Genomic DNA, 22,545 nt, shown 5'->3' with positions numbered 1-22,545 from the left:
TGGCCCGGGATCTCCTCGGCCAGGAGTTGCGGGGCCCGACCATGAACGGCCCGTATGGCACGACCGGAGACTCAATCCGTCCCAAATCCACTCGACACACACAACACTCGCTCGACAGCAATCGGTTCGCAGGGGCTCAGCACCTAACGAGTCCACGGTGTCGCGGGATAGGCGACGACGCAGTTCAGTGCCGGCCCCGGTCGAACTTTGAGCAGCTTTTCGGGTCGAAAGCTGAGCAAGTGCTTACGGGGTTGAGCGTAAGGACGGTTCGTTCACGCTCAGCACTCTCACTTTCAGAGCGTGTCAGGGATGTCCCCGGAACGATCTGTCAGCTATGGGTCCGGGCTAGCGATCAATCGTCACCAGTGCTCGAACCGCGCCTTGACCGCGTCGGGGGTTAGTCCGTAGTCGTCCAGCGAGTATCGGTGCTTGGGTGCACGATGGTCGAGCTGACTCTCTTCGTGAGCCGAACCAATGGCCAATACGGCCTCCTCGGTCAACGGCAGCCCGAAGTGCTCATAGATGCTTCGCACGGTGTCTACCGGAGCAGCAACGAAATCGAAGTAGTCGACGTCGCAAAACTGGTTCGGGTTGTGCTTGGCGCGACCGCTCGTGAACCGCTCGATGGCGCGCGCCCAGGTGTCCAAAGTGTCATGCCCGATTTGTTCCCGCGAGAAGGTGTTCGACCAACCCTTGGTGGAATGCTCCGCAAGCGAGCACATGGACGGTAGCAGCGTCTCGGGTGGACGATGGCACTGCACGATCAACGCGTCCGGATAGGTCTCGAAGATCGCGTCGATCGAGAACAGGTGGCTGGGGTTCTTCAGCACCCAACGTCTTGAGACATCGTTGAGTCCAATCAACTGGAGGTTCCGGCGGTGCCGGCGATACGCCGGTGCCCAGTCTTCGTTCGATAGCCACTGCGCATAGGTGGGCACGTGCGCCAATGATTCATACGACACCGAATGGACCGACTGCCGTAGCAATTGCCAGCACTCTTCGAGGACGTCCTCAGCGATGTAGTGCAAGCCGAGAAACTCCGGATTCTCCCGGTGCGCCTTCGCGTAGTAGGCCTGCAGCTGGCGATACTCCGGGTAGCTATCCCAGTCTTCTCGGGGTGGCCGCGGCTGGGGGTACTCCGCCAGCCACAGTTCCAATCCCTGGTGGGCGGGGTCGGCGCCCAGAAGACGGTGCAGGGCAGTCGTTCCGGTCCGCGGTAACCCGGTGACGAAGATGGGGCGCTCAATCGAGACATTCGCGTGCGAGGGGTAGCGTTTCCATGCCGCCTCGCTCAGCAGCCTTGCCACCAAGCCGCCCAGCAGGTAGTGCCGCGTCATGGTGGCACCCAATGGCGTGAAGCCCGCTTCGCGCTCATACGAGTCAAGTAGCACGCTGAGCGCTTCGCGGAAATTGTCGTCATCGGCTCCGAAGTCGCTGTGCCCAGCTCTTTGGATCGCTTCAGCGCACAGCTCGTCCACAGTTCCGACGACGGTTGCCTTTGTCATGCCTTGAACTCCCCACAATTGACGTCAAGGGTCTGTCCGGTGATGCCGCCGGCCATGTTGCTGAGCAGAAAGATAATTGCCGAGGCGACATCGTCCTCGGTGACCAGTCGCTTCAAGTCGGATTTCTCGGCGACGGCCGCATAGACCGCATCCACGGAGAAGCCGGACTCGCGCGCCTGAGCCTCGAAGTACTCGCGAAGCACCTGCCCCCAGATGTAGCCCGGTGCTACGGAATTCACCCGTATCCCCAGGCCGCCAAGCTCGCTGGAAAGCGATTGTGACATCGCCAGCGACGCTGACTTCGCAAGCTTGTACGGACCGTATAGCGGATCGGAATGCCTGATGACCGCCGAGCTTAGGTTGACAATTGCTCCGCCAGAAGCCGCAAGAGCGGGTGAGAAAGCCAGAATCGCCCTGAGCGCTCCGAGGCCGGTCAGTTCCACGGAATCTCGGATGTGCGTGAATGTGGTTTCAGCGAAAGGCTTCATCGACGGGAAGATGAATGCGTTGTTGACAAGGCCATCGACCCTGCCGTAGGCCGATACCGCGGCACCGACAAGTCGGTTCACGTCGTCCTCCACCGTGAGGTCGGCAGCGAAAGGTACCGCGCGCCTGCCGACTTCGGTGACAGCCTCGGCGACCGCCTCAAGTCGGCTGGGCGTTCGTGCCACCAAGACGAGATCGGCGCCTTCGTCGGCGCACCGTCGGGCGAGAGTGGTACCGAGGCCGGGTCCGACGCCGCTGAACACGATGACCTTGTCCTGTAGTAGCCCTGGCATCGATCAACCCAGCATTCGTTGGGCTACCTGCTTCTGTCGAAGGGCAATCCGCTCACGCCAATCCGCCTCGGAGATCTCGTTATGAGTGAAATAGGGAAGTGTGTCGGGTATCGCGTCGAAGTTCACCACCTCGACGGTAGGTGCGTCCGCTTGGCCCATCTGGCGGGACAACCGTTGCCACCGAAACTGTAGGTAACCACGTCGGTGGCCCAGTGTCTCAACCCAATTCGTCAGTCCCGGGTTCTGTTCCGCAACCACAATGCGCATCTTGCCGTCGGGATCAACTTGCGTCTGGGCGCCGTTCAGTGAGGTCTGGTGGTTGATGTAATCGAGCGAGATGTACCACATGCTGCCCAGCTGGAAGCCCTGATACGGGGCGTCACTGAGCGGGACTGTAATGATCATGGCCTGGTCCGGGGCCAGTTCATAATGTCCGGCCGAGGAGTACTGGGTGGTCAACCCACCAGGGGTGACGCGCGGGGCGACCAGTGTGTTCACCGGAAGGTTGAGATAGAACCATTGCGGAAATTGCAGCCAGGTCTTCACCCGCTGAACCAATGCCGATGCGGCGCTGGCGAAATGCTCGTGGACGTCCGCACAGGTCGGCCGAGCTGGAGAGCCGCCGGAGGTGTCGGCGCGGTGTATGGTGACCGATCCACGCCGCTGGGCCCAGTCGCCATACACTTCGCGGATCACCAGCTGTCCGGATCGTTTCGGAGTGAACCGCCATTCAAAACTGCCGTCGGGGGCGATGTCGAGCTGGCGATCATCAAAGGCCACTTCGCTTTCCGGCACACTGTCGTCGGTGTACTCGCCGGCGAGATATTGGAAGCTCAGGTCCGTGGTGGTGCCGCGGACGCCGGCGATCACATATTCAAAGCCAGCAACCATTTTGGCGCCGAAGTACAGGGTATCTGGGTTGTCCAGGCCCATCTTGCTGAACGGACCAGTGCCCGTGAACAAATACGGATGGTCCGTGTCTAGGTTGAACGCTAGGTGAGTGCAGGCGACGATGCCGCCCGCCAGATATCCCAGGCCCTCGGCCAGATCGGCATCGCTCTCTGCATGCGGAGCTGCCGCAATCAACTGTTCAGCTTCGGCTATCGCGCCTAATAACGGTTGGGAGAACACGGTTTTGACCGTAGGCTGCTGGCGTACTCCTAGCGCGCGGGCCGCCCACTCTCCGGGAGGGTTTTGCGGCCCGGGCTGACCAACTTTTGGGTTTGCGCCCGCAGACGGCGACCTGATTGCCCGCTTGTCACCGGCCGAGAAACCGGAACGGATGTACCTGTCATCATGACCTGGTCTGCTGCTTGCGTTATTCTCCGGCCCCTCGACAGACGGTTGCCTAACCGCCGCCGGAGATTCATGCGCGCGAGCCACTTTACGCAGAGGGTAGTCCCACATCGCTCATGTCGCAGTCGGTGCGCTACATCTGGACTGCGCTGCCCGAAGTCGTCGGGTGGTGAGGGGCGTCAGCTCGCTGCACTGGTGCGCGACCTGTATCCGCGCTCACTGTACTGCTTGAGGGCAAGCGCCGTGTCGTCGAAAGCTCGCTTCACCCAGCTGCCGGTGTCTGTCATGACTTGGGCTGCGTGTTGTCCTAGGAATGCATCCGTGGAGTAGTAGCGGCACCCGAGGTCTCCCCACGGCTCGATAATCTGGTCGCGCCGCGCGGCGTACGGAGACTCTGCTGTCGCTCGCTGCTCCCAGGAGAGCAAACGCTGCGGGACAATCGCGCACACGTATTCGGTGTGGAGCCACGTGCCGTTAGTGCCAGAGTATTTCCCGGCGAGAACCATCTCGACCGCAGAGCCCATTGCGAGTGCTGATTTGGCGGCTACGCAAAACGGATTCCACCGTCCGTAATTGTCGAGGTCTAGAAGGACTTCCCACACCACAGCCGGCGGCGCCTCGATCTCTACGGTGATGGAGCGCACAAGCGTGCTCGGGTCATACTCTGGAATTAGCAGATCCGTCATGGAACCTCTCTGATGAGTGGGGCATGAACGGCGCACCGCGCCGACGCGATAAGTCGAAATGCTGGCATGGGGCGCGCTCCCTCAGACGCGCGTTCACCACTCAACTCTCATTCGCCACTGGACCACCAAAGGGTTCCGCCTCACCCGCCATCGACCACCGGTAGCGTCCCCGCTCGCACGGCGTCGACGATCGACTCGGTCAGAGCCGAGCATGACAGGAACAGATTGCATCCGCCGTATGGGGCCAGTTGCGTGGCGGCCGATCTCTCCTCACAGCGGGCCAGGGCCGAGGCTGTCCACTGCACGCTCGTCTGGTTCCAGCTGCTTTTACGGACGTGCACCCGCGCTCGACAGCGTCGACATGCCACGGGGAACATAGGCATGTCGGCAAGGCGATTGTCTTCCCTGGCAGACGACGCCGGAGTCATCACACCGGGTCTTTGGCGGTCGCCTGCGTAGCGATATTGGACTCGACCTCTTTCATCCACGCCTCGTACGGGCGGGTGGTGTCCAGCTCAAATTCGAAGCGGTCCACCATATCTGGTCGAACATCGGCGACATCGACATAGAACTGCTCATACCATCGGCGCAGTTGGTAAACCGGGCCGTCTTCTTCGACCAAGAGCGGATTATCGATGCGCGCCTTGTGCCGCCAGATCTGCACATCTTGTTCGAAACCGAGTTTGACGAAGTCTCCAAGGGCGACCGCGGTCTGCACCGCGACATCATCGGGAAGCGCCTCGGATTTCTTGACGATGATGCCGTACTGCAGCACAAAGGAATTCGCGTCAACTGGGTAATGACAATTGATCAAGACGGTGTGGTGGTCACCATCCGCATAGTGATAAGTCAGGTCGTCGACCATGAAAGACGGGCCATAGTAGGACGCCACCGATGTCGTGCCGAGCAGCTGAGGACCTTCTGCGCCGCCCAGGTCGGGTCGGCCCGCGCTGTTCATGTACTGGGTAGCCACGTGCCCTTCGAAGATGTTCTTGAAATGAGTAGGCAGCGAGCCGTGGATATAGAAGAAGTGGGCCATGTCCACGACGTTGTCGATGATTTCACGGCAGTTGGTGTTCACGACGGTCGTGTACCAGTGCCAATCGGTCCACTCGTCGCTGGTGGCGCCTTCGATGCGTGGGATCGCGACCTCAGGTGGGGGTGGTTTGCGCTCGGGATCGTTCCACACAAACAACATGCCGTCCTGTTGCAGGGTGGTCCAGGCTTGGGTGCGGGCCAGCTTGGGTGTGCGCTTGCTGTAGGGCACCAGCTTGCAGCGCCCGTCACCACCCCAGCGCCAGTCATGGAACGGGCACGCCACCTCGTTGCCCTTGACTTCACCTTGCGACAGGTCACCTCCCATGTGGCGGCAGTAGCCGTCGAGGACATTGACCTGCCCGTCACCGCCGCGAAACACCACCAGCTTCTGGCCGAAAGCATTGATCGCGTGCGGTTTGCCGTCACTGAAGTCTTTGATCAGACCCAGGCAATGCCAGCCGCGGGCGAATCGCGTGGGGGCAGCGTCGGCCTCGATCAGCCGAACTTCGCCGGCTTCGGACTGCGAATTCATGGGCGCCATTCAACCCCGACTGACCGGCACGTGGAGGGCACGTGTTCCACTGATCAGGACGCCTCTTCCCGCTGAGCAGCCCGGCCGCTTACCGTTCCCAGGCGTGACAACGCACAGCACGACGATTCCTGCTGGACTTCCCGTGTCCGACACGACGGTGGACCTACTCGTGATCGGTTCGGGAACCGGCATGGCCGCAGCACTCGCCGCCCACGACCGGGGGCTCTCCGTGCTGATTGTCGAGAAGTCCTCGTACGTGGGTGGTTCGACCGCACGTTCCGGTGGCGCGCTGTGGCTGCCCGCGGGCCCAGTGCTGCAGCGGGCCGGTGCCAACGACACCGCCGAGCGCGCCGCCACCTATCTTGACTCCGTTGTTGCGGGCTCAGCCCCGCCTCCGCGTTCCGCGGGGTTTTTGACAAATCTCTCCGCGACCGTCGAGCTGCTGGAGCGAACGACTCCGATGCGGTTGTTCTGGGCCCGGGAATACTCCGACTACCACCCCGAAGAGCCCGGCGGCAGCGCAGCTGGGCGTACCTGCGAGTGCCGGCCCCTAGACACTGCCGTCCTGGGCGAATATCGCGGCCGGCTGCGGCCCGGGGTCATGGAGTCCGGTTTCTCCATCCCGACAACGGGGGCGGATTATCGTTGGCTCAACTTGGTTGCGCGGGTGCCGCGCAAGGGAATTCCGACCCTGGCGAAGCGAGTGGCCCAGGGTATCGGCGGCCGCCTGCTTGGCCGGCACTACGCCGCGGGCGGCCAAGCCCTGGCCGCCGCCCTCTTCGCCGGTGTGTTGCGGGCTCAGATCCCGGTGTGGACCGACACCACCTTGTTGCGTCTGGTCGGCGACGACGACCGCGTCAGCGGGGCGGTTGTCGGCAATGGTGGCGGTGAAGTGACCATCACGGCCAGGCACGGGGTGGTGCTGGCCACCGGCGGCTTTGACCACTGCATGGAGATGCGCTGGAAATTTCAGTCCGAGTCACTAGACCCCAACGTCAGCCTGGGCGCCGACTCAAATACCGGCGAGGGGATCCGCGTCGCCCAAGAACTCGGCGCAGACATCGATCTGATGGACCAGGCCTGGTGGTTTCCCGCGATCGCGCCGCTGCCGGGCAAGGCGCCCGCGGTCATGCTCGCAGAGCGATCACTTCCGGGCTGCCTCATCGTCAACCAAAATGGGCATCGATTCGCCAACGAGTCGGCCGACTACATGTCGTTCGGTCAGCGATTGCTCGAACTCGAGCAGTCCGGGCAACCGGTAGAAGCGATGTGGATCATCTTCGATCAGCAATACCGCAACAGCTATGTCTTTGGCGCCGAACTGTTTCCGCGGATGCCCATTCCACAGACCTGGTATGACGCGGGCATCGCGGTGCGCGCCGACAGCCTGCGCGAACTCGGCGCTCGGATCGGCGCTCCCACATCAGCGTTCAACCAGACCATGACGCGCTTCAACGAAAGCGCCGCTCTAGGTGAGGATCCCGACTTCGGTCGCGGCCGCAGCGCCTACGACCGCTACTACGGTGACCCGACGATAACGCCGAACCCCAACCTGCGCCCCCTGACCAAGGGCCCGTTCTACGCCGTGAAAATGGTGCTCAGCGACCTGGGTACCTGCGGTGGGCTCAAGGCCGACGAGTGGGCACGGGTGCTGCGCGAAGACGGCACCGTCATCACCGGGTTGTACGCGATCGGTAACACCGCCGCCAACGCGTTCGGCGCCACATATCCCGGCGCGGGCGCGACAATCGCCCAGGGATTGGTGTACGGCTACATCGCCGCCCGAGACGCCGCCGGTGGCGGTTAGTCGGCTCGGCGCTTGGCTTGGACCTGCTTTTCCACCTCGCGCCAGTAGCCGGGCGTGGGGCGCACCTTGCCCGCACCGCCTTTAGCCTTCTGCATGAAGGCGTCGGCCTCGTCGATTTCCTTCATCAGTTCCAACGCGAACTCGCGCTCGGCAGCGTAATACTTGGCCGCCCAGCGCAGCGCGAGCACCGAGTAGGCCCAAGCGGGTTCCCCTTCAGCGCCCTCGGCGTCCTCGACAGCTTTGCGATGCCTGGCTTCGGCATAGGCCACGTGCTCCTGGAGCAATTCCTTGAGCCGAGCAGGAGTCGTCAGATGGCCGAACGTCACCCGCATCAGCACACTGTGTTTGAGCACCGGCGGATCCACGGGGGCGTTGTTGGTCCAGTCGGTGACCGCTTCCAAGCCGGCCGCGGTGATCTTGTAGAGCCGGCGGCTGCGGGTGCCCTCGTCACGCTCGATGCGTGAGGTCACCAGCCCCATTCCTTGAAGCTTCTTCAGCTCGGTGTAAATCTGGCTGTTCGACGGGCTCCAGTAGTAGAGGTCAACGCTCCAGTCGATCCATTTTTTCAGGTCGTAGCCGGAAACTTCCTCTTCATAAGACAGCATGCCCAGCAACGCCCAACTGGTGGCGGCAAGTGCCGACTTCACCGGCTTATCACTGGGCTCGGCCATTTTGCCAGATTAACAGCACAGCCGAGGTGTCTCTGTGATATGCCCGCTGGACGGGACGCCACCTTCCCGAACCGCTACGTGCCATTTCACGCTGTTAGTCGATGACCACCGAAGTCGCCGGCGTCGATGCCATGCGCAGCGTCCCTGCCGTTGGGCAGCACATCGTCCGCACCACGCCCGCCGCAACGCCAACAATCGACGTGCCACGCCTAGGGGACGACGCGCCCCGGCTAGCGGTCCGCTTCCAGTGAGGGCGAAGGCCTTGCCAGCGGCACCGCGGACACCGGCGATCTGAGCCTAACGATGACTGACCCATCGTCGACATACGAGCTACTGGCCATCTCCGTGCGCAACCTGATCGACGCGACGATCCGCACAGAGTTGAAGCCCAACGCTATTGCCTCCATTGCAACCCAGATCGACGCTATTACAAGCCGACTGAGCGCCGAACAGATACCTGGATCATTCGGCGAACGTACCAGCACCGACGGGCAGAGCCCAGCTTCAGGCAATGCGGTGATCGGAATCCGCAACCCGTTGGCTCCCCCACTCGTGATTCACGAGACAAACGGATCGGTCTGGTCGGAACTTGTTCTCGGTGCAGCCTATGAGGGGCCTGCGGGTTACGTGCACGGCGGTGTCTGCGCGATGGTGTTGGACCATGTACTCGGCGCTACCGCCCACAAGCCGGGCCGGCCCGCCTACACCGGGACGCTGACCCTGCGCTACCGCCGAGGAACCCCGCTACGAAAGGCTCTCCGCGCCGAGGCCTGGGTCGACCGCGTCGAAGGAGTCAAGACCTTTGCCGTCGGACAACTAAGCGACAGCGGAGGCGTAACCGTCTCAGCAGAAGGGGTTTTCATTCATCCGCGGGAGTGAGCAGAACGCTGGCGATAAGGCGCCTCCGACGCTTCTCGCACAACACTCAATCCAAACCGGCTCTTCTCGCCAGCGCTTACCGCGCCATGTTGGCGAACCGCGACAGGTGCAGCTGGTGCGCGACGGTGACGGTCTTGGTCGGACCGTTACGGTGTTTCGCGAGAATGAAATCCGCCTCTCCCCCGCGCGGATCGTCGCGCTCGAACGCGTCGGGCCGGTTCAGCAGGATGACCATGTCCGCGTCCTGCTCCAGTGATCCCGATTCACGAAGGTCCGACAGCATCGGCTTCTTGTCGGTGCGCTGCTCGGGGCCACGGTTGAGCTGGCTGATCGCGACGACGGGAACCTCGAGCTCCTTGGCCAACAGCTTGAGTTGGCGCGAGAACTCGGAAACCTCCAACTGCCGCGACTCCACCTTCTTCCCCGACGACATCAGCTGCAGATAGTCGACGACGACCAGGCGCAGGTCGGCCTTCTGCTTCAGCCGGCGCGCCTTGGCGCGGATCTCCATCATCGTCAGGTTCGGCGAGTCGTCGATATACAGTGGCGCCTCGCTGATTTCGCTCATCCGCCGCGCCAGGCGCGTCCAGTCGTCGTCGCTCATGCGCCCCGACCGCATGTCGGCGAGTTTGATTTTGGCTTCCGCCGACAGCAGCCGCATGACGATCTCGGACTTGCTCATCTCCAGCGAGAAGATGACGCTGGCCAGCCGGTGCTTGATCGAGCATGACCGCATGAAGTCCAGACCGAGGGTCGAGTTGTGGGTCGGAATCATGGCCTTGCTGGCAAGGTATAGGTGGCTATCGTTGTCCACTTCGACGCACCGCACGGGAACGGTCTCGATCGGGCGGATCTCCACAATGAAGCGTGAGCCAGATCGCACGGTGCCGGTGGCGGCTCGACGTTCCTTGTGCAGGATGGCTTTTCGCTGCAATGCGAATACGGTGTCTTCTGTGGAGAAGGTCAGGGTGTAAGCGATGCTGGACGACTCCCGGCGGCCTCGGACACGCTTGGTGGAAGTTTGGCAGCGATAGCCGAGGCTGACGATGAGTTCGGCGGCATCCAGCGCCAGCCGATGGCTGGTGACGGAGAATTGGACCGCCCCACCCGCCGTCACAGTTCCGTCGGTGTCGAGCAACCCGGCGAGCAGCGCGCGCCGTTGCGCCTCGGATCCCCGCAGATACTCCATGGGAATGTGCTTGTTCCCCAGCACGCCGAGTGTGCGCAGCCGCGCCTGCAGTGTCCCCACGGCGGCGTGGCACTGCTGGCACAGCCGCATCCCCGATGATGGTCCGGCGCAGCGGACGCAGGTCGGGCTAGGCACGGGCGCGGAGACGAACCGCGCCCGGCCACCGCATGACCGCCCGCAGGTCCGCACCTGACTGGTCTGGGGGACGAAATCCTTCCCGCACACCACGCATTGCCGTGGAGCGGGATCGTCGCTCGCCGGCAGAAGGAGCTGATAACGGTATCGAGCGGATTCCGATGGAACCGCGACCACGCCGTCCGCTTCGATTCGCATGATGAGTTCGGGATCGGCCGTGGTGATCTGGGCTGCGGCACTGGTTCCGTCGCCCAGCCAGGCACCGAGAGTGTATGGCGGAATCAACAATTCGCGGTCGGGTAGGTCAAGCGCACGCGCGTTCACCACGCTGTGGTTCAGGCGCCGGTCTTTGGTTTCGCAGCGCACGCTCTCCGCGATCTCAGCCGTCGTTCGCACCGCCGCAAAGGTGCGCTGATTCTTGTAGCGGTTGTAGCCCACCGCCGCGGCTTGCGCCGACTTGCGCGACGCGCGTGTTTCGGTCAGCCACTGATGCTCGGCGTCCGCGACGATCACCGTCCCGTCCGAGAACTCCACCTCGTAGCAGGGCCGGCCGAGCATCACGCCGGTCGCGGCCACCACCCGCGTCGGGCGCCCGTCGGCGCCGAGCAGCTCGTCACCGACCGCGACGTCACCCATCGTCGTCCAGCCGGTCGGTGTGGGCAGCGGCGTGTCCAAGGCTAGCGCCTTCCCGACTCCAGGCCTCGCCGCCACGATGATCATCTGCCCGGCGTGCAACCCGTTGGTGACCTCGTCGAGTTCGGTGAAGCCCGTCGGCACGCCGCGCGAGATGCCGCCGTTGGAGGCGATGGCGTCGATCTCGTCCATCGTCGGCTGCAGCAGGTCCTCCAGCGGGACGAAGTCCTCCGACGTCCGCCGCTCGGCCACCTCGTAGATCTCCGCCTGTGCGCGGTCGACCACCTCGGCCACGTCGGCGCCCTCGGCGCCGGCGTAGCCATACTGCACCACCCGCGTCCCGGCCTCGACAAGCCGGCGCAGCAGCGCCTTCTCGGCCACGATGGTCGCGTAGTAGCCCGCGTTGGCGGCCGTCGGCACGGTCGAGATCAGGGTGTGCAAATACGGCGCACCGCCGATCCGGCGCAGCATCCCGCGGCGGTCCAATTCCGCGGCCACCGTCACGGCGTCGGCCGGCTCGCCGCGGCCATAGAGGTCCAGGATCGCGTCGTAGACGTTCTGGTGTGCGGGGCGGTAGAAGTCGCCGGGCCGCAGCCGTTCCAGCACGTCGGCGATGGCGTCCTTGCTCAGCAGCATGCCGCCCAGCACCGCCTGTTCGGCCGCGAGGTCCTGCGGTGGCTGACGCCCGAAGTCCTCACTGGGAGCCGGCGAATCCATGCCCGACGTGAGGTCATCGACGACCGCCATGGATCCCTCCTCCCCTTTTAAGCACCCGAACGTACATTCGAAAACCGCTCCCGTCAGCGTAAGTCAAGGAGCCGACACATTCGCTGCACCGCGCGCGTACGCCTAGCGACGGGACGACGTTAGACGTTGCTGGCTACCAGGTGAAAGGGGCGCTGTTCATGAACCTGTGCATCGTGTGTGCATATCCGTCGACACCTGTGTTGAGTGGGATGTGGAGAACCTGTGTATGAATTCAAGGGGCTCTGACATCGGTGCTGATAAGGGCCATGTAACGCCACGATTTTCGTGTGGACAAGAATCTCTACGGCGTGTCGTCGCAGGTTACTGCGTCGGGCGTGTTGGCTTTCAGCCACATTTTCGCAGCGTTACGGCAGGGTAAATGAGCTCCCCGGAACATCCGGCGGCAATTGTTCGCTAGGGCGTGCGTCCGCGACCGCCCACGCTGGGATCAGAAAGCATGCGCGCAGCGCAACTGAACCAGGCGGCGGCCGATGACGGCCGCCGCCTGGAAAGAGCAAACGTCGGAGCCTTAGCTCTCCGCGACAACCTCGAGAGCGACCTCGACGTCGACCTCGGGGTGCAGGTGCACCGACACCGGGTGGGTGCCGACGGCCTTGATGTGCGACTTGGGCAGGCGGACGATTCGTTTGTCGAGGTTCGGCCCGCCGGCCTTCTTGATGGCCGCGACGACATCGCCGGGGGTCACGGAGCCGAACAACTTCCCGGAGTCCGCCGCGGTCCGCACCGGCAGCTGGACGGGGCCCAGCGCCTCGATCGCCGTCTTGAGTTCATTGGCGTGCCCGAGGTCGCGCACCGCCTTGCTTTCCCGGGACCGGCGGATCTCGTCGGCCTGCTTCTGCGCACCGCGCGAGGCGACGATCGCCAGACCGCGCGGGAGCAGGAAGTTGCGGCCATAGCCGTCCTTGACCTCGACCGTGTCGCCGACGGTACCGAGGTGGTCGACATCGGACGTCAGAATCAGCTTCATCGTTTTCGTACTTTCGCTCGAGCTTCGGCGGCTATCGCGCCGAGGAAGTGAAGGGCAGCAGCGCCACCTCGCGGGCATTCTTCACCGCGATGGCGATGTCGCGCTGGTGCTGCACGCAGTTGCCGGTGACGCGGCGCGCCCGGATCTTGCCGCGCTCGCTGATGTAGGTACGCAGCAGCGCAGTGTCCTTGTAGTCGATCGATTGACCCTTCTTCGCGCAGAAGACACACTTCCGCGTCTTGACCGGCTTTTCCGGAGCCGGACGTCGCTTGCTGGACTTGGCCATGACTGTCTTTCTTTCCGTTTCTTACTGTTGAAGTTCTTCTAGAACGGCGGTTCGTCGTCGCCGCCGCCGAAGGACCCGGACGCCGGGGCACTGCCCCACGGATCGTCGGCGGGAGCGCTGCTCGCCGGCGCCGATCCCTGCCGGGACCCGCCTCCGCCGCCGAAGCCGCCTCCGCCGCCGCCGCCGCCGCTGCGGCTGGCCTTGTTGACCTTGGCCGTGGCGTAGCGCAGCGAGGGCCCGATCTCGTCGACCTCGACCTCGACGACGGTGCGCTTCTCGCCTTCACGCGTCTCGAAGGACCGCTGCTTGAGCCGGCCGGTGACGATCACTCGCGCGCCGCGGGTGAGGCTTTCGGCCACGTTCTCGGCCGCTTCCCGCCAGATGTTGCAGCGCAGGAAGAGCGCCTCGCCGTCTTTCCATTCCCCGCTCTGACGGTCGTAGATCCGCGGTGTCGACGCCACGGTGAAATTCGCGACGGCGGCACCGGACGGGGTGAACCGCAGTTCGGGGTCGGCGGTCAGGTTTCCGACAACGGTGATAGTGGTGTCACCAGCCACAGTTTCCTCCTTGTTCCGCCCGGTGAATCGCTTCGCCGACGGTGGACGGCACGTATCCTCGCTGAGCCTACGCAAGTCCGCCGACGGTGGGCCCGCGACTCAGCGACGGGTGTTAGTGCTTGTCGGTGCGCATCACCTTGGTGCGCAACACCGACTCGTTGAGGCTCAGCTGGCGGTCGAGCTCGGATACCGTCGCCGGCTCCGCCTTCAGGTCGACCACGACATAGATGCCTTCGGCGTGCTTGGCGATCTCGTAGGCCAGCCGGCGCCGGCCCCAGATGTCGACCTTGTCGACGGTTCCGCCGTCTTTGCGGACGACGTTGAGGAACGTCTCCAAGGACGGAGCAACGGTGCGCTCGTCGAGCGTGGGGTCAAGAATGACCATGATTTCGTATGGACGCATGGAAACCTCACCACCTCCTCTGGTCTCAAACGGCCACGGTCGATCCGTGGCAGGAGGGTCGCCTGCGTCGGCAACCGCACCAGGCTACCGGACGGGCGGGGTGGCCTCCAAAATCGCACCGGACCGCCGGTGCTGGAGCAATCGGCTACTGCCGGGCGTCCAAGTATTCGGTGGCACGGTCCATCGTCGCCTGGTCGGCCTTGGCGAGGGAACCGGAGTCGAACGGCGGCTGCGGGTCGTATTCGATGAGCAGCTGGGCGGCCTGCGCCGCCTGCCGATCGACAAGCAGCTCGACCAGCCGCAAGGCCATGTCGATGCCGCTGGAGACGCCCGCGGCGGTGATGATCCGCTGCGGTAGGTGCTCGACGACTCGGTCCGGCACGTAACGGGCGCCCAGGTCGTTGAGCAGGTCCCTGGCCCGCCAGTGCGTCGTGGCGGTGAGCCCGTCGAGCAGGCCCGCGGCGGCCAGGAGCAGCGCGCCGGTGCACACCGATGTGGTGAAGGCCGTGGTCGGGTGCACGGCCTGCAGCCAGGCGCGGATGGTGTCGTCGTGGAGCAGCTGCCGCGTGCCGATCCCGCCGGGAACCAGCACCACGTCCGGTGAGGTGACCTCGTCGAACCGCGCGTCGCAGCTCAGCCCGAGCATCCCGTTTTCCGTGCGCACCTCGCCCCGGCGGTGACCGGCGAACACCACCTCGATCGAGGGGATGCGCTGCAGCACTTCATAGGGCCCGATCGCGTCGAGCGCGGTCACGCGGGGAAACAGCGGTACGGCGACGAGCGTCATGGCACCGCGGGCTCGGGTTCGGGCACCGGTGCCCGGCGCATGCCGGCCGGTCGCAGCCAGTCCGGCAACCAACCCGGCGGGGCGTCGGGGGCGCGGTCGAAGGGGCCGCCCGACGGGTCGTCCACCCGGCCGCCCCAGCGCACCAAATCCTCGTCGGGCCGGTAGATCTGGCGGATCACCAGAGCGCAGAGCGCGACGACGGCGACGTCACGAACCAACACGGTCGTGGTGAAGAACTGCTCCGGCAGCGAACGGTTCGGATTGCCATACAGGTAGTACATCCGCGGCACCCATACCACGGCGTCGATGGTCATCCACGCCAGCAGGATCCGCCGATGCGGCAATGCCAGGACGGCCAGCGGCACCAGCCACAACGAAAACTGCGGGCTCCACACCTTGTTGGTCAACAGGAAGACCGCCACCACCAAGAACACCAGCTGTGCCAGCCGCGGCCGCTTCGGCGCGGTCAGCGCCACGTAGATGATTGCCGCGCAACCAATTACGAAAAGCACCGTGACCACCGCGTTCAGCACCGTGGGCGGCTCCCAGAACCCGAGACCGGGATCGAATCCGCGCCAGCCGGTGAATGACTTCACCACGTTGTACACCGAATCCATGTCGTCACCACGCCGGGTGTTGAGCCGGAAGAATTCCGACCACCCTCGCGGAAACAGCACCATGACAGGCAGATTTACCAAAAACCACGTCACCGCGGCCGTCCCCGCGGTGCGGCCGAGCGCGCGAAAGCGCCCGGTACGCATCGCCAGTACCACCATCGGGCCCAGGAACAGCAGCGGATACAGCTTGGCCGCGGCTCCCAGCCCGATCAGCACACCGGCCAGCACCGGTTTGCGCCGGGCCCATGCCAGGAGCCCCGCCATGGCGAATCCCGTTGCCAGCGCGTCGAAGTTGGTGAAGATCTGGAAGATCACCAGCGGCGAGGCGGCCGCCATGGCCGCATCCCAGATCCGGCGTCCCGCCAGACCGGCGGTGGCCCAGATGGTGGCCAGCCAGGCCAGCGCCAGGCCGAACGCGGAGATGTCGAAGAACATCACCACCTCGGCCACCACGGGCAGCGGGGCCAGCTTGGTCAGCGCGGTGTACGTCTTCGCCAGCGCCATGGACACGTACTGATACATCCCGGTCAGCACCGGATACTCCATGTATCGCACCGCGGGCCGGCCGTCGTAGCGGGTCTGCGGGGTGCCGCTCCCGTCGGTCTCTATCCAGCTCGACTTGTACGGAAACTTGCCCTGGCTCAACAACTCCGCACCGTAGAGCGGGACGGTGTCGGAGTAACACAACTCGTAGTAGGCGCGCTGGTTCTCCCAGTTGGCCACCCGCTGGTCACCGGTGCCGGTGCCGGTGCTCTGCAGGCAGGCCGCCTTCGTCGACCAGCCGAGCGCCAGGAATACCAGGCCGATCAGGAACATGACCCGCAGCGGCGTCATCACCCGAGTGCGGCCGATCAGTGCGTGGCTGCCCACCGGCCCCCCGACGACGTCCGCCAGGGCGGCACCCAACGCGTCGGTCCGGCTCGGGCAGTCGCGGTTGCCGACACTACGCAGATCGCCGGCCAGCGGCTGCGGGGAAATGGTGGCGGTCTGCCGCTCGGCCTCGATCACGGTGGCGGCTGGCCGGGGGGCGGGGCCTGGGGCCCACCCGGCGGCACGCCTTGCTCAGGCCCGCCGGGGCCGCCGCCGCCCGGCGGCGGAGGCGCGTTGGTGATCGTCGTGGGCGGGCCGACGGGGATCGTGATGCCGGGCGCCACCTCGATGGTGGGCTGAATGACGGTCACCGAGGGCTGTGGGGGCGGGGGCGGCGGCGCCGGGACGCCCGCGTAGCCGCCGATCTCGGTCGGCTTGGGGAAGGATTCATTGGAGGTGCCCTTCAGGGCGCCGTCCATCGTGGACTTCCAGATGTCCGACGGCAGCCCTGACCCGTAAACCGGTGAGCCCGAAGCGGTTACCAGCGGCACGTCGCCCTTGGCGGTCCCCACCCACACCGCCGTCGCCAATGACGGCGTGTACCCGACCATCCACGCGTCCTTGTCGGCGGTGGTGTCACCCAGCTGCGTGGTGCCCGTCTTGGCCGCCGACGGCCTGCCGCCGGCCAGGGCGTGGCCCCGCGAATAGCTGGCGATCGGTTCCATGGCCGCGGTGACGTTGTCGGCCACGGCCTTCGGGATTCGCTGTTCGCCGTTGTTCTCGGATTTGCTCGCGTCGAAGAGCACCTGGCCGTCGGAGTTGACGACCTTCTGCACGAAGTGCGGCCGGTGGTAGACGCCGGAGGCGGCCAGTGTCGCGTACGCAGAGGCCATGTCGATGACCCGGGTCTGGTATTGCCCCAACACGATTCCGTTGTTGGGCGGCCCGCCCTTGCCGTCTTCGGACAACGTGTGGTCCACACCGGGGAAGCTGGTCGCCACGCCGGCCTGGTGCGCGGCGTCCGCGACCGCCTGCGGTCCGCCCTTGAGCTTGAGCATCAGCCGGTAATACGAGGTGTTCAACGATTGCTTGAGTGCCTGTGCGATGTTGCACGTCCCGCAGCTCTCGCCGTCGACGTTGGTGATCTTGATGCCGTCGACGGTCAGCGGCGAACTGTCGACCTGGTAACCCAGACCGATTCCCTGCTCGAGCGCGGCGATCAGGGCGAACACCTTGAACGAGGAACCGGTCTGCAGGCCCGCCTGCGCGAAGTCGAAACCGTTGGCGTCCGCGCCGCCGTAGTACGCGCGGATCGCGCCGTCGTGCGGGTCGATCGAGACGACGGCCGACCGCATGTCGGGGTCTTGCCCGTCAAGGTATTTCGACACCGCCTTTTCGGCCGCCTGCTGGGCCTTGGGGTCGATCGTGGTGGTGACCTGCAGGCCCTGGGTGTTCAGGGTCCGCTCGTCGATGTTGAACAGCTCCATCAACTCTTTGGTCACCTGGCGCTCGATCAGCCCGTTGGGTCCCGTCGTCTGGTTCTCGGCGCGCGCCTGATCGGGCGGCACGGTCTGTGGAAACTCCTGTGCGGCACGGTCGCTGGGTGAGAGCACCTTGGTCTCCACCATGCCGTCGAGAACCCAGTTCCAGCGGGCCCGGGCACCCTGCGGGTCGACCGCGGGGTCCAGCGCGGACGGTCGCCGGATCAGCGCCGCCAGCAGCGCCCCTTCCGAGACGGTGAGCTGCTCGACGGGTTTGTTGAAGTAAGCCTTGGCAGCGGCGGAGATCCCGTACGCACCGCGGCCGAAGTAGATGATGTTCAGGTAGGCCTGCAGCACATCGTCTTTCGACCACTCCCCCGACATCTTGGTGGCGATCACGAGTTCCTTGGCCTTGCGCATCAGGCCGCTGAGCCCGTGTTGAGCCGATCCCACCAGCGCGTTCTTCACGTATTGCTGGGTGATCGTCGACCCGCCCTGCAGGTCCCCGTTGCCGAAGAGGTTGTTGTCCACCGCCCGCGCGAAGCCGCTGAAGTCGAACCCCGGGTTCGAATAGAAATTGCGGTCCTCGGCGGCGATCACCGCCTGGCGCACGTGCACCGGCACCTGGTTGATGTTGACGTCGACCCGATTGCCTTCCGGCGGAATGATTTTGGCGATTTCGGACCCGTCACTGGCCAGGATGGTGGAGACCTGGTTGGTGCGCAGGTCGCCCGGCTTGGGGATGTCGACGATGAAGTACGCCATGGCGAACGTGACGATGGGCAGGATCACCAGCACCGCCGCCGACAGGTACGCCGCCCGCCGCACCCACAACCAGTTGATCTGCTGGGTCCAGTGAACGTCACCCCGCGGCCGGCGCCCGAAGCCGTCCGGGCCGCCCGGCCGTCCCCGTGGCCCGGGTGGCGGCGGGCCTTCGGGCGGACGTCCTCCGCCGCTCGGCCGCGCCCGACGCGGCGACGTCCGGCTGTCCAGTGCGGCCTTGACCTCCTCCAGCGCATCCCGTTGCAGGGGCGCCGACGGTGGACCGCCCAGTGCGGCCCTGACCTCGTCGATGCCGGGATCCGGCCGTCGGGGCGACCGGCCGTCGACGACCGGCGGGAGGACCGTGGTCAGCCGGTCGTCGGGGGGAACGCCACGACGGTGACCGGGCGCCTGCGGCGCGTCACGCGGGCGGTCGCCGATTCCATGTCTGCCCACACGCTCAGTCGCCGGCCCGTCCGGGTCACCGGGCGACTGCTGGTGGGGTCCGTCGTTATTCAATGGCCGTTCGCGCGCCGTCGCGCGCCGTCCGCGTACTCCTGGTGCCCTTGGGCGGGCGGGCCGCGCCGAGTACGTACGACTTGACCAGGTGATTCCACTCGCAGGTCCGGCATACCTCCACCACGTGGACGGCGAACTCCTCGAAGCGGGTGGCCAGCAGGACCAACTCTTCGGCCGTGCGCGCCGAGCCCGATACCGGGCCCAGGTGTTCGCCGAACACCCAGGACACCAGGGTCAGCTGCTCCTTGCGGCAGATCGGGCACATGACCTGACTCGGTTTCCCGTGAAACTTGGCGGCGCGCAGCAGATAAGGGTTCGCGTCACACACCTCGGACACGCCGGTGCGGCCCGAATACACCTCGGCCAGCAGTGCCCGCCGCCGGAGGGCGTAGTCCACCACTTGTCGCTGCAGTCGCACGCCCCCAGCGTACGTCGCCATCGGCGAGCACCGATACGCAACCAAACCGTGGCGCCCCGCACCGGTAACGCGGGGGGCGCCGCTTTCTCCGCCTGAACCGGGACCGGACTCTACGATCATCCCCGTGGCGAAATGGCTCGGGACATCGCTCGGCGAGCGGCCGACACCGAACACCCGCGCGACGGACACCAACCGGCAAGACGCCTGCAAGATCCTCGACGACGCGTTGAACGACGGCCAACTCTCGATGGAGGAACACCGGGTACGGGTCAGCGCGGCCACCAATGCGGTCACCCTCGGTGACCTGCAGGCCCTGGTGACCGACCTGCAGACCGACAGCTCCGCGCTGCCGACGCCGGCCGTCAAGGGCCCCCGGGTGCCACCGAAGCTGGGCGGGTGGGGCTCGCTCGCCGTCGCCTTCGCCGTGTCGGTGCTGCTGGGGGTCGGCATCGGCTGGGGCCTGTACGGCAACACCCGATCGCCACTGGACTTCACCAGCGACCCCGGAGCCAAGCCCGACGGAGTGGGCCCCGTCGTGCTGACCCCGCCCACCCAACTGCACTCGGTGGGCGGGCTCACCGGGCTGCTGGAGCAAACCCGCAAACGGTTCGGCGACGCCATGGGGTACCGGCTGGTGATCTACCCGACGTACGCCGTGCTCGACCGGCCGGATCCCTCCGACGATCGTCGCGTGCTGGCCTACACCTACCGCGGCGGCTGGGGCGACCCGACCAGCTCGGCCAAGAGCTCCGTGGACGGTCCCGTGCCGGTGGACCTGAGCAAGTTCGACGTCACGGCGACGGTGGGCATCATGCGTGGTGCCCCGCAGACCCTGCACATGAAGCCGGCGGACGTCAAAACCGAGTACCTCAACATCGAACCGGCGGCGGACCCGACCACCCCGGGTGCCCTGTCCCTGTCGCTGTATGTCTCGAGCGACTACGGTAGTGGCTACATCGTCTTCGCAGGTGACGGCACCGTCAAGCAACTGAACTTGCCGTCCTGACCGCCCGGTGAGCCCGCCGGCTCCCACCGCGATTCGCTCCCGTGCGCCTTGACTAACAGCTGACGAACATCCGGTGGTGTTGTGGCGAATATATCGAAGCGATACGATTACGCGAGGCGTCGAACCGTCGTAACCGACCATGCAAAGGGGGTGATTCGATGCTGGAGCTCGCCATCCTGGGCCTTCTGATCGAGTCGCCGATGCACGGCTACGAGTTGCGCAAACGGCTGACCGGCCTCCTCGGTGCGTTCCGCGCGTTCTCGTACGGTTCGCTGTACCCGGCCCTCCGGCGGATGCAGGCCGAAGGGTTGATCGCTGAGGATGCCGCCCCGGCCGGAACCCCGGTTCGGCGTGCCCGGCGCGTCTACCAGCTAACCGACGAGGGCCGTCGGCGCTTCGGTGAGCTGGTGGCTGACACGGGTCCGCACAACTACACCGACGACGGCTTCGGGGTGCACCTGGCGTTCTTCAACCGGACTCCGGCGGAAGCGCGCATGCGCATCCTGGAAGGCCGCCGCCGTCAGGTTGAGGAGCGGCGGGAGGGCCTGCGCGAAGCAGTGGCGCGGGCCAGTAACTCGTTCGACCGTTACACCCGTCAGCTTCACCAACTGGGCCTCGAGTCCAGTGAGCGCGAAGTGAAGTGGCTCAACGAGCTCATTGCCGCGGAGCGGGCGATGCCCGGCCTCTCCGAGCAGACGTAGATACCCCTGCACGAAATTCATCAGCTGCGACCACAAGGTTATGGAAGTTAGGAGAACGCCCTATGAGTGAGCACCAGCCGCCGACGGCGGAAGAGGCGCAGACGGAGGTACGAGTCGCCATTGTCGGCGTCGGTAACTGCGCGTCTTCGCTGGTACAGGGCGTCGAGTATTACCAGAACGCCGACGAGCACAGCACCGTGCCCGGTCTGATGCACGTGAAGTTCGGCCAGTACCACGTGCGCGACGTCAAGTTCGTCGCGGCGTTCGACGTGGACGCCAAGAAGGTCGGCTTCGACCTGTCCGACGCGATCTTCGCCTCGGAGAACAACACGATCAAGATCGCCGACGTGCCGCCCACCAACGTGGTGGTGCAGCGCGGCCCGACCCTGGACGGCATCGGCAAGTACTACGCCGACACCATCGAGCTTTCGGACGTCGAGCCCGTCGACGTGGTGCAGGCGCTGAAAGAGGCCAAGGTCGACGTGCTGGTGTCCTACCTGCCCGTGGGCTCGGAAGAGGCCGACAAGTTCTACGCCCAGTGCGCCATCGACGCCGGCGTGGCTTTCGTCAACGCGCTGCCGGTGTTCATCGCCTCGGACCCGGTGTGGGCCAAGAAGTTCGCCGACGCGGGTGTGCCAATCGTGGGTGACGACATCAAGAGCCAGGTCGGCGCCACCATCACCCACCGCGTGATGGCCAAGCTGTTCGAGGACCGCGGCGTGCAACTCGACCGCACCATGCAGCTCAACGTGGGCGGCAACATGGACTTCCTCAACATGCTCGAGCGTGAGCGGCTGGAGTCCAAGAAGATCTCCAAGACGCAGGCCGTCACCTCCAACCTGCAGCGCGAGTTCAAGACCAAGGACGTGCACATCGGTCCGTCCGACCACGTCGGCTGGCTCGACGACCGCAAGTGGGCCTACGTGCGGCTCGAGGGCCGGGCGTTCGGCGACGTGCCGCTGAACCTGGAGTACAAGCTCGAGGTGTGGGACTCCCCGAACTCGGCGGGCGTCATCATCGACGCGGTGCGCGCGGCCAAGATCGCCAAGGACCGCGGCATCGGCGGCCCGGTGATCCCGGCGTCGGCCTACCTGATGAAGAGCCCGCCGCAGCAGCTGCCGGACGACGTCGCGCGCACGCAGCTCGAAGAGTTCATCATCGCGGGCTGAGCCCCTTCGGCCACCAGAGCCGCGAGCGTAACGTCACGGCGATTTTCACCGCAGGAATTCGCCGCAGCGTTACGCTCGCGGCCGTTGGCGCGCCCGCGGCGCTAGTGTCTGTAGACCGTGACCGAAATCTCCGAAGACGAACTG

Annotated in this window: 21 protein-coding genes; 5 read left to right on the top strand and 16 right to left on the bottom strand. The window is 65.2% G+C overall.

Going from position 1 to position 22,545, the window contains the following annotated elements:
• Window positions 1-359 precede the first annotated feature (359 nt).
• From A9X04_RS28675 to A9X04_RS28655, 6 genes are all read right to left on the bottom strand, one after another.
• Window positions 360-1,505, bottom strand: a complete 1,146-nt coding sequence (locus A9X04_RS28675) for a sulfotransferase (protein WP_067928369.1) — start codon at window positions 1,503-1,505, stop codon at window positions 360-362.
• Window positions 1,502-2,284: an SDR family oxidoreductase gene (locus A9X04_RS28670; RefSeq protein ID WP_067928366.1), complete on the bottom strand. Its 783-nt coding sequence runs from the start codon at window positions 2,282-2,284 to the stop codon at window positions 1,502-1,504. Before A9X04_RS28670 ends, A9X04_RS28675 begins: the two co-directional genes overlap by 4 nt.
• A gap of 3 nt (window positions 2,285-2,287) precedes the next feature.
• Complete coding sequence (locus tag A9X04_RS28665) at window positions 2,288-3,415, bottom strand: hypothetical protein (protein WP_067928364.1); 1,128 nt, start codon at window positions 3,413-3,415, stop codon at window positions 2,288-2,290.
• Window positions 3,416-3,759: 344 nt separating this feature from the next.
• Window positions 3,760-4,266 (bottom strand): SRPBCC domain-containing protein, encoded by a 507-nt coding sequence (locus A9X04_RS28660; RefSeq protein WP_067928361.1) that lies wholly within the window; start codon window positions 4,264-4,266, stop codon window positions 3,760-3,762.
• Between the two features lie 140 nt (window positions 4,267-4,406).
• On the bottom strand, window positions 4,407-4,694 hold the full coding sequence (locus tag A9X04_RS31830; RefSeq protein ID WP_082972855.1) for a ferredoxin: 288 nt from the start codon (window positions 4,692-4,694) through the stop codon (window positions 4,407-4,409).
• The gene (locus tag A9X04_RS28655) at window positions 4,694-5,836 is read right to left on the bottom strand and encodes a Rieske 2Fe-2S domain-containing protein (RefSeq protein ID WP_067928358.1); all 1,143 of its coding nucleotides are present in this window, start codon (window positions 5,834-5,836) and stop codon (window positions 4,694-4,696) included. Before A9X04_RS28655 ends, A9X04_RS31830 begins: the two co-directional genes overlap by 1 nt.
• Window positions 5,837-5,939: 103 nt before the next feature.
• Between A9X04_RS28655 and A9X04_RS28650 the strand changes: the two genes are divergently transcribed.
• Window positions 5,940-7,643 (top strand): 3-ketosteroid-delta-1-dehydrogenase, encoded by a 1,704-nt coding sequence (locus tag A9X04_RS28650; RefSeq protein WP_197509479.1) that lies wholly within the window; start codon window positions 5,940-5,942, stop codon window positions 7,641-7,643.
• Here A9X04_RS28650 and A9X04_RS28645 read toward each other — a convergent pair.
• Window positions 7,640-8,314 (bottom strand): PadR family transcriptional regulator, encoded by a 675-nt coding sequence (locus A9X04_RS28645; protein WP_067928353.1) that lies wholly within the window; start codon window positions 8,312-8,314, stop codon window positions 7,640-7,642. The two genes, A9X04_RS28650 and A9X04_RS28645, sit on opposite strands and share 4 nt — an antisense overlap.
• A 303-nt stretch (window positions 8,315-8,617) precedes the next feature.
• On the opposite strand from A9X04_RS28645, the gene A9X04_RS30130 reads away from it, so the two are divergent.
• A complete protein-coding gene (locus tag A9X04_RS30130) occupies window positions 8,618-9,193 on the top strand; it encodes a PaaI family thioesterase (RefSeq protein WP_082972851.1) in 576 nt (191 codons plus the stop codon).
• A 76-nt stretch (window positions 9,194-9,269) separates the two neighbouring features.
• Here A9X04_RS30130 and dnaB read toward each other — a convergent pair whose 3' ends face one another.
• The 9 genes from dnaB to A9X04_RS28600 form a co-directional block, all read right to left on the bottom strand.
• Entirely contained in the window at window positions 9,270-11,897 is a 2,628-nt protein-coding gene (dnaB, locus tag A9X04_RS28640) for a replicative DNA helicase (RefSeq protein WP_067928350.1), read from the bottom strand.
• A 529-nt stretch (window positions 11,898-12,426) separates the two neighbouring features.
• Window positions 12,427-12,885 (bottom strand): 50S ribosomal protein L9, encoded by a 459-nt coding sequence (gene rplI, locus A9X04_RS28635; RefSeq protein WP_067928348.1) that lies wholly within the window; start codon window positions 12,883-12,885, stop codon window positions 12,427-12,429.
• Window positions 12,886-12,916: 31 nt separating this feature from the next.
• The gene (gene rpsR / locus A9X04_RS28630; RefSeq protein ID WP_046182476.1) at window positions 12,917-13,171 is read right to left on the bottom strand and encodes a 30S ribosomal protein S18; all 255 of its coding nucleotides are present in this window, start codon (window positions 13,169-13,171) and stop codon (window positions 12,917-12,919) included.
• Between the two features lie 38 nt (window positions 13,172-13,209).
• On the bottom strand, window positions 13,210-13,728 hold the full coding sequence (locus A9X04_RS28625) for a single-stranded DNA-binding protein (RefSeq protein WP_067928345.1): 519 nt from the start codon (window positions 13,726-13,728) through the stop codon (window positions 13,210-13,212).
• A 112-nt stretch (window positions 13,729-13,840) separates the two neighbouring features.
• Window positions 13,841-14,131, bottom strand: coding sequence for a 30S ribosomal protein S6 (rpsF, locus tag A9X04_RS28620; RefSeq protein ID WP_067928342.1), 291 nt, complete (start codon window positions 14,129-14,131; stop codon window positions 13,841-13,843).
• Between the two features lie 145 nt (window positions 14,132-14,276).
• Window positions 14,277-14,918 carry a DJ-1/PfpI family protein gene (locus A9X04_RS28615; protein WP_067928340.1) on the bottom strand — a complete coding sequence of 214 codons (642 nt, stop codon included), beginning with the start codon at window positions 14,916-14,918 and terminating at the stop codon, window positions 14,277-14,279.
• On the bottom strand, window positions 14,915-16,543 hold the full coding sequence (locus tag A9X04_RS28610; protein ID WP_067928337.1) for a glycosyltransferase family 87 protein: 1,629 nt from the start codon (window positions 16,541-16,543) through the stop codon (window positions 14,915-14,917). Before A9X04_RS28610 ends, A9X04_RS28615 begins: the two co-directional genes overlap by 4 nt.
• On the bottom strand, window positions 16,540-19,044 hold the full coding sequence (locus A9X04_RS28605; RefSeq protein ID WP_067928334.1) for a transglycosylase domain-containing protein: 2,505 nt from the start codon (window positions 19,042-19,044) through the stop codon (window positions 16,540-16,542). The genes A9X04_RS28610 and A9X04_RS28605 overlap by 4 nt, the downstream gene beginning before the upstream one ends.
• Before the next feature lie 55 nt (window positions 19,045-19,099).
• On the bottom strand, window positions 19,100-19,525 hold the full coding sequence (locus A9X04_RS28600; RefSeq protein WP_067928332.1) for a DUF5318 family protein: 426 nt from the start codon (window positions 19,523-19,525) through the stop codon (window positions 19,100-19,102).
• A gap of 124 nt (window positions 19,526-19,649) precedes the next feature.
• On the opposite strand from A9X04_RS28600, the gene A9X04_RS28595 reads away from it, so the two are divergent.
• The 3 genes from A9X04_RS28595 (at window position 19,650) to A9X04_RS28585 (ending at window position 22,401) form a co-directional block, all read left to right on the top strand.
• Window positions 19,650-20,531, top strand: coding sequence for a DUF1707 domain-containing protein (locus tag A9X04_RS28595; protein WP_067928329.1), 882 nt, complete (start codon window positions 19,650-19,652; stop codon window positions 20,529-20,531).
• Between the two features lie 158 nt (window positions 20,532-20,689).
• Window positions 20,690-21,232, top strand: a complete 543-nt coding sequence (locus A9X04_RS28590) for a PadR family transcriptional regulator (RefSeq protein ID WP_055399552.1) — start codon at window positions 20,690-20,692, stop codon at window positions 21,230-21,232.
• A 62-nt stretch (window positions 21,233-21,294) separates the two neighbouring features.
• Window positions 21,295-22,401, top strand: a complete 1,107-nt coding sequence (locus tag A9X04_RS28585; RefSeq protein WP_067928326.1) for an inositol-3-phosphate synthase — start codon at window positions 21,295-21,297, stop codon at window positions 22,399-22,401.
• The last annotated feature ends 144 nt before the right edge of the window (window positions 22,402-22,545 follow it).

It is taken from the genome of Mycobacterium sp. E3247, from assembly GCF_001667785.1.
Taxonomy (GTDB): Bacteria; Actinomycetota; Actinomycetes; order Mycobacteriales; family Mycobacteriaceae; genus Mycobacterium.
Note: the sequence above shows the minus strand (reverse complement) of the source record. Positions and strands in the feature narration are given on the sequence as shown.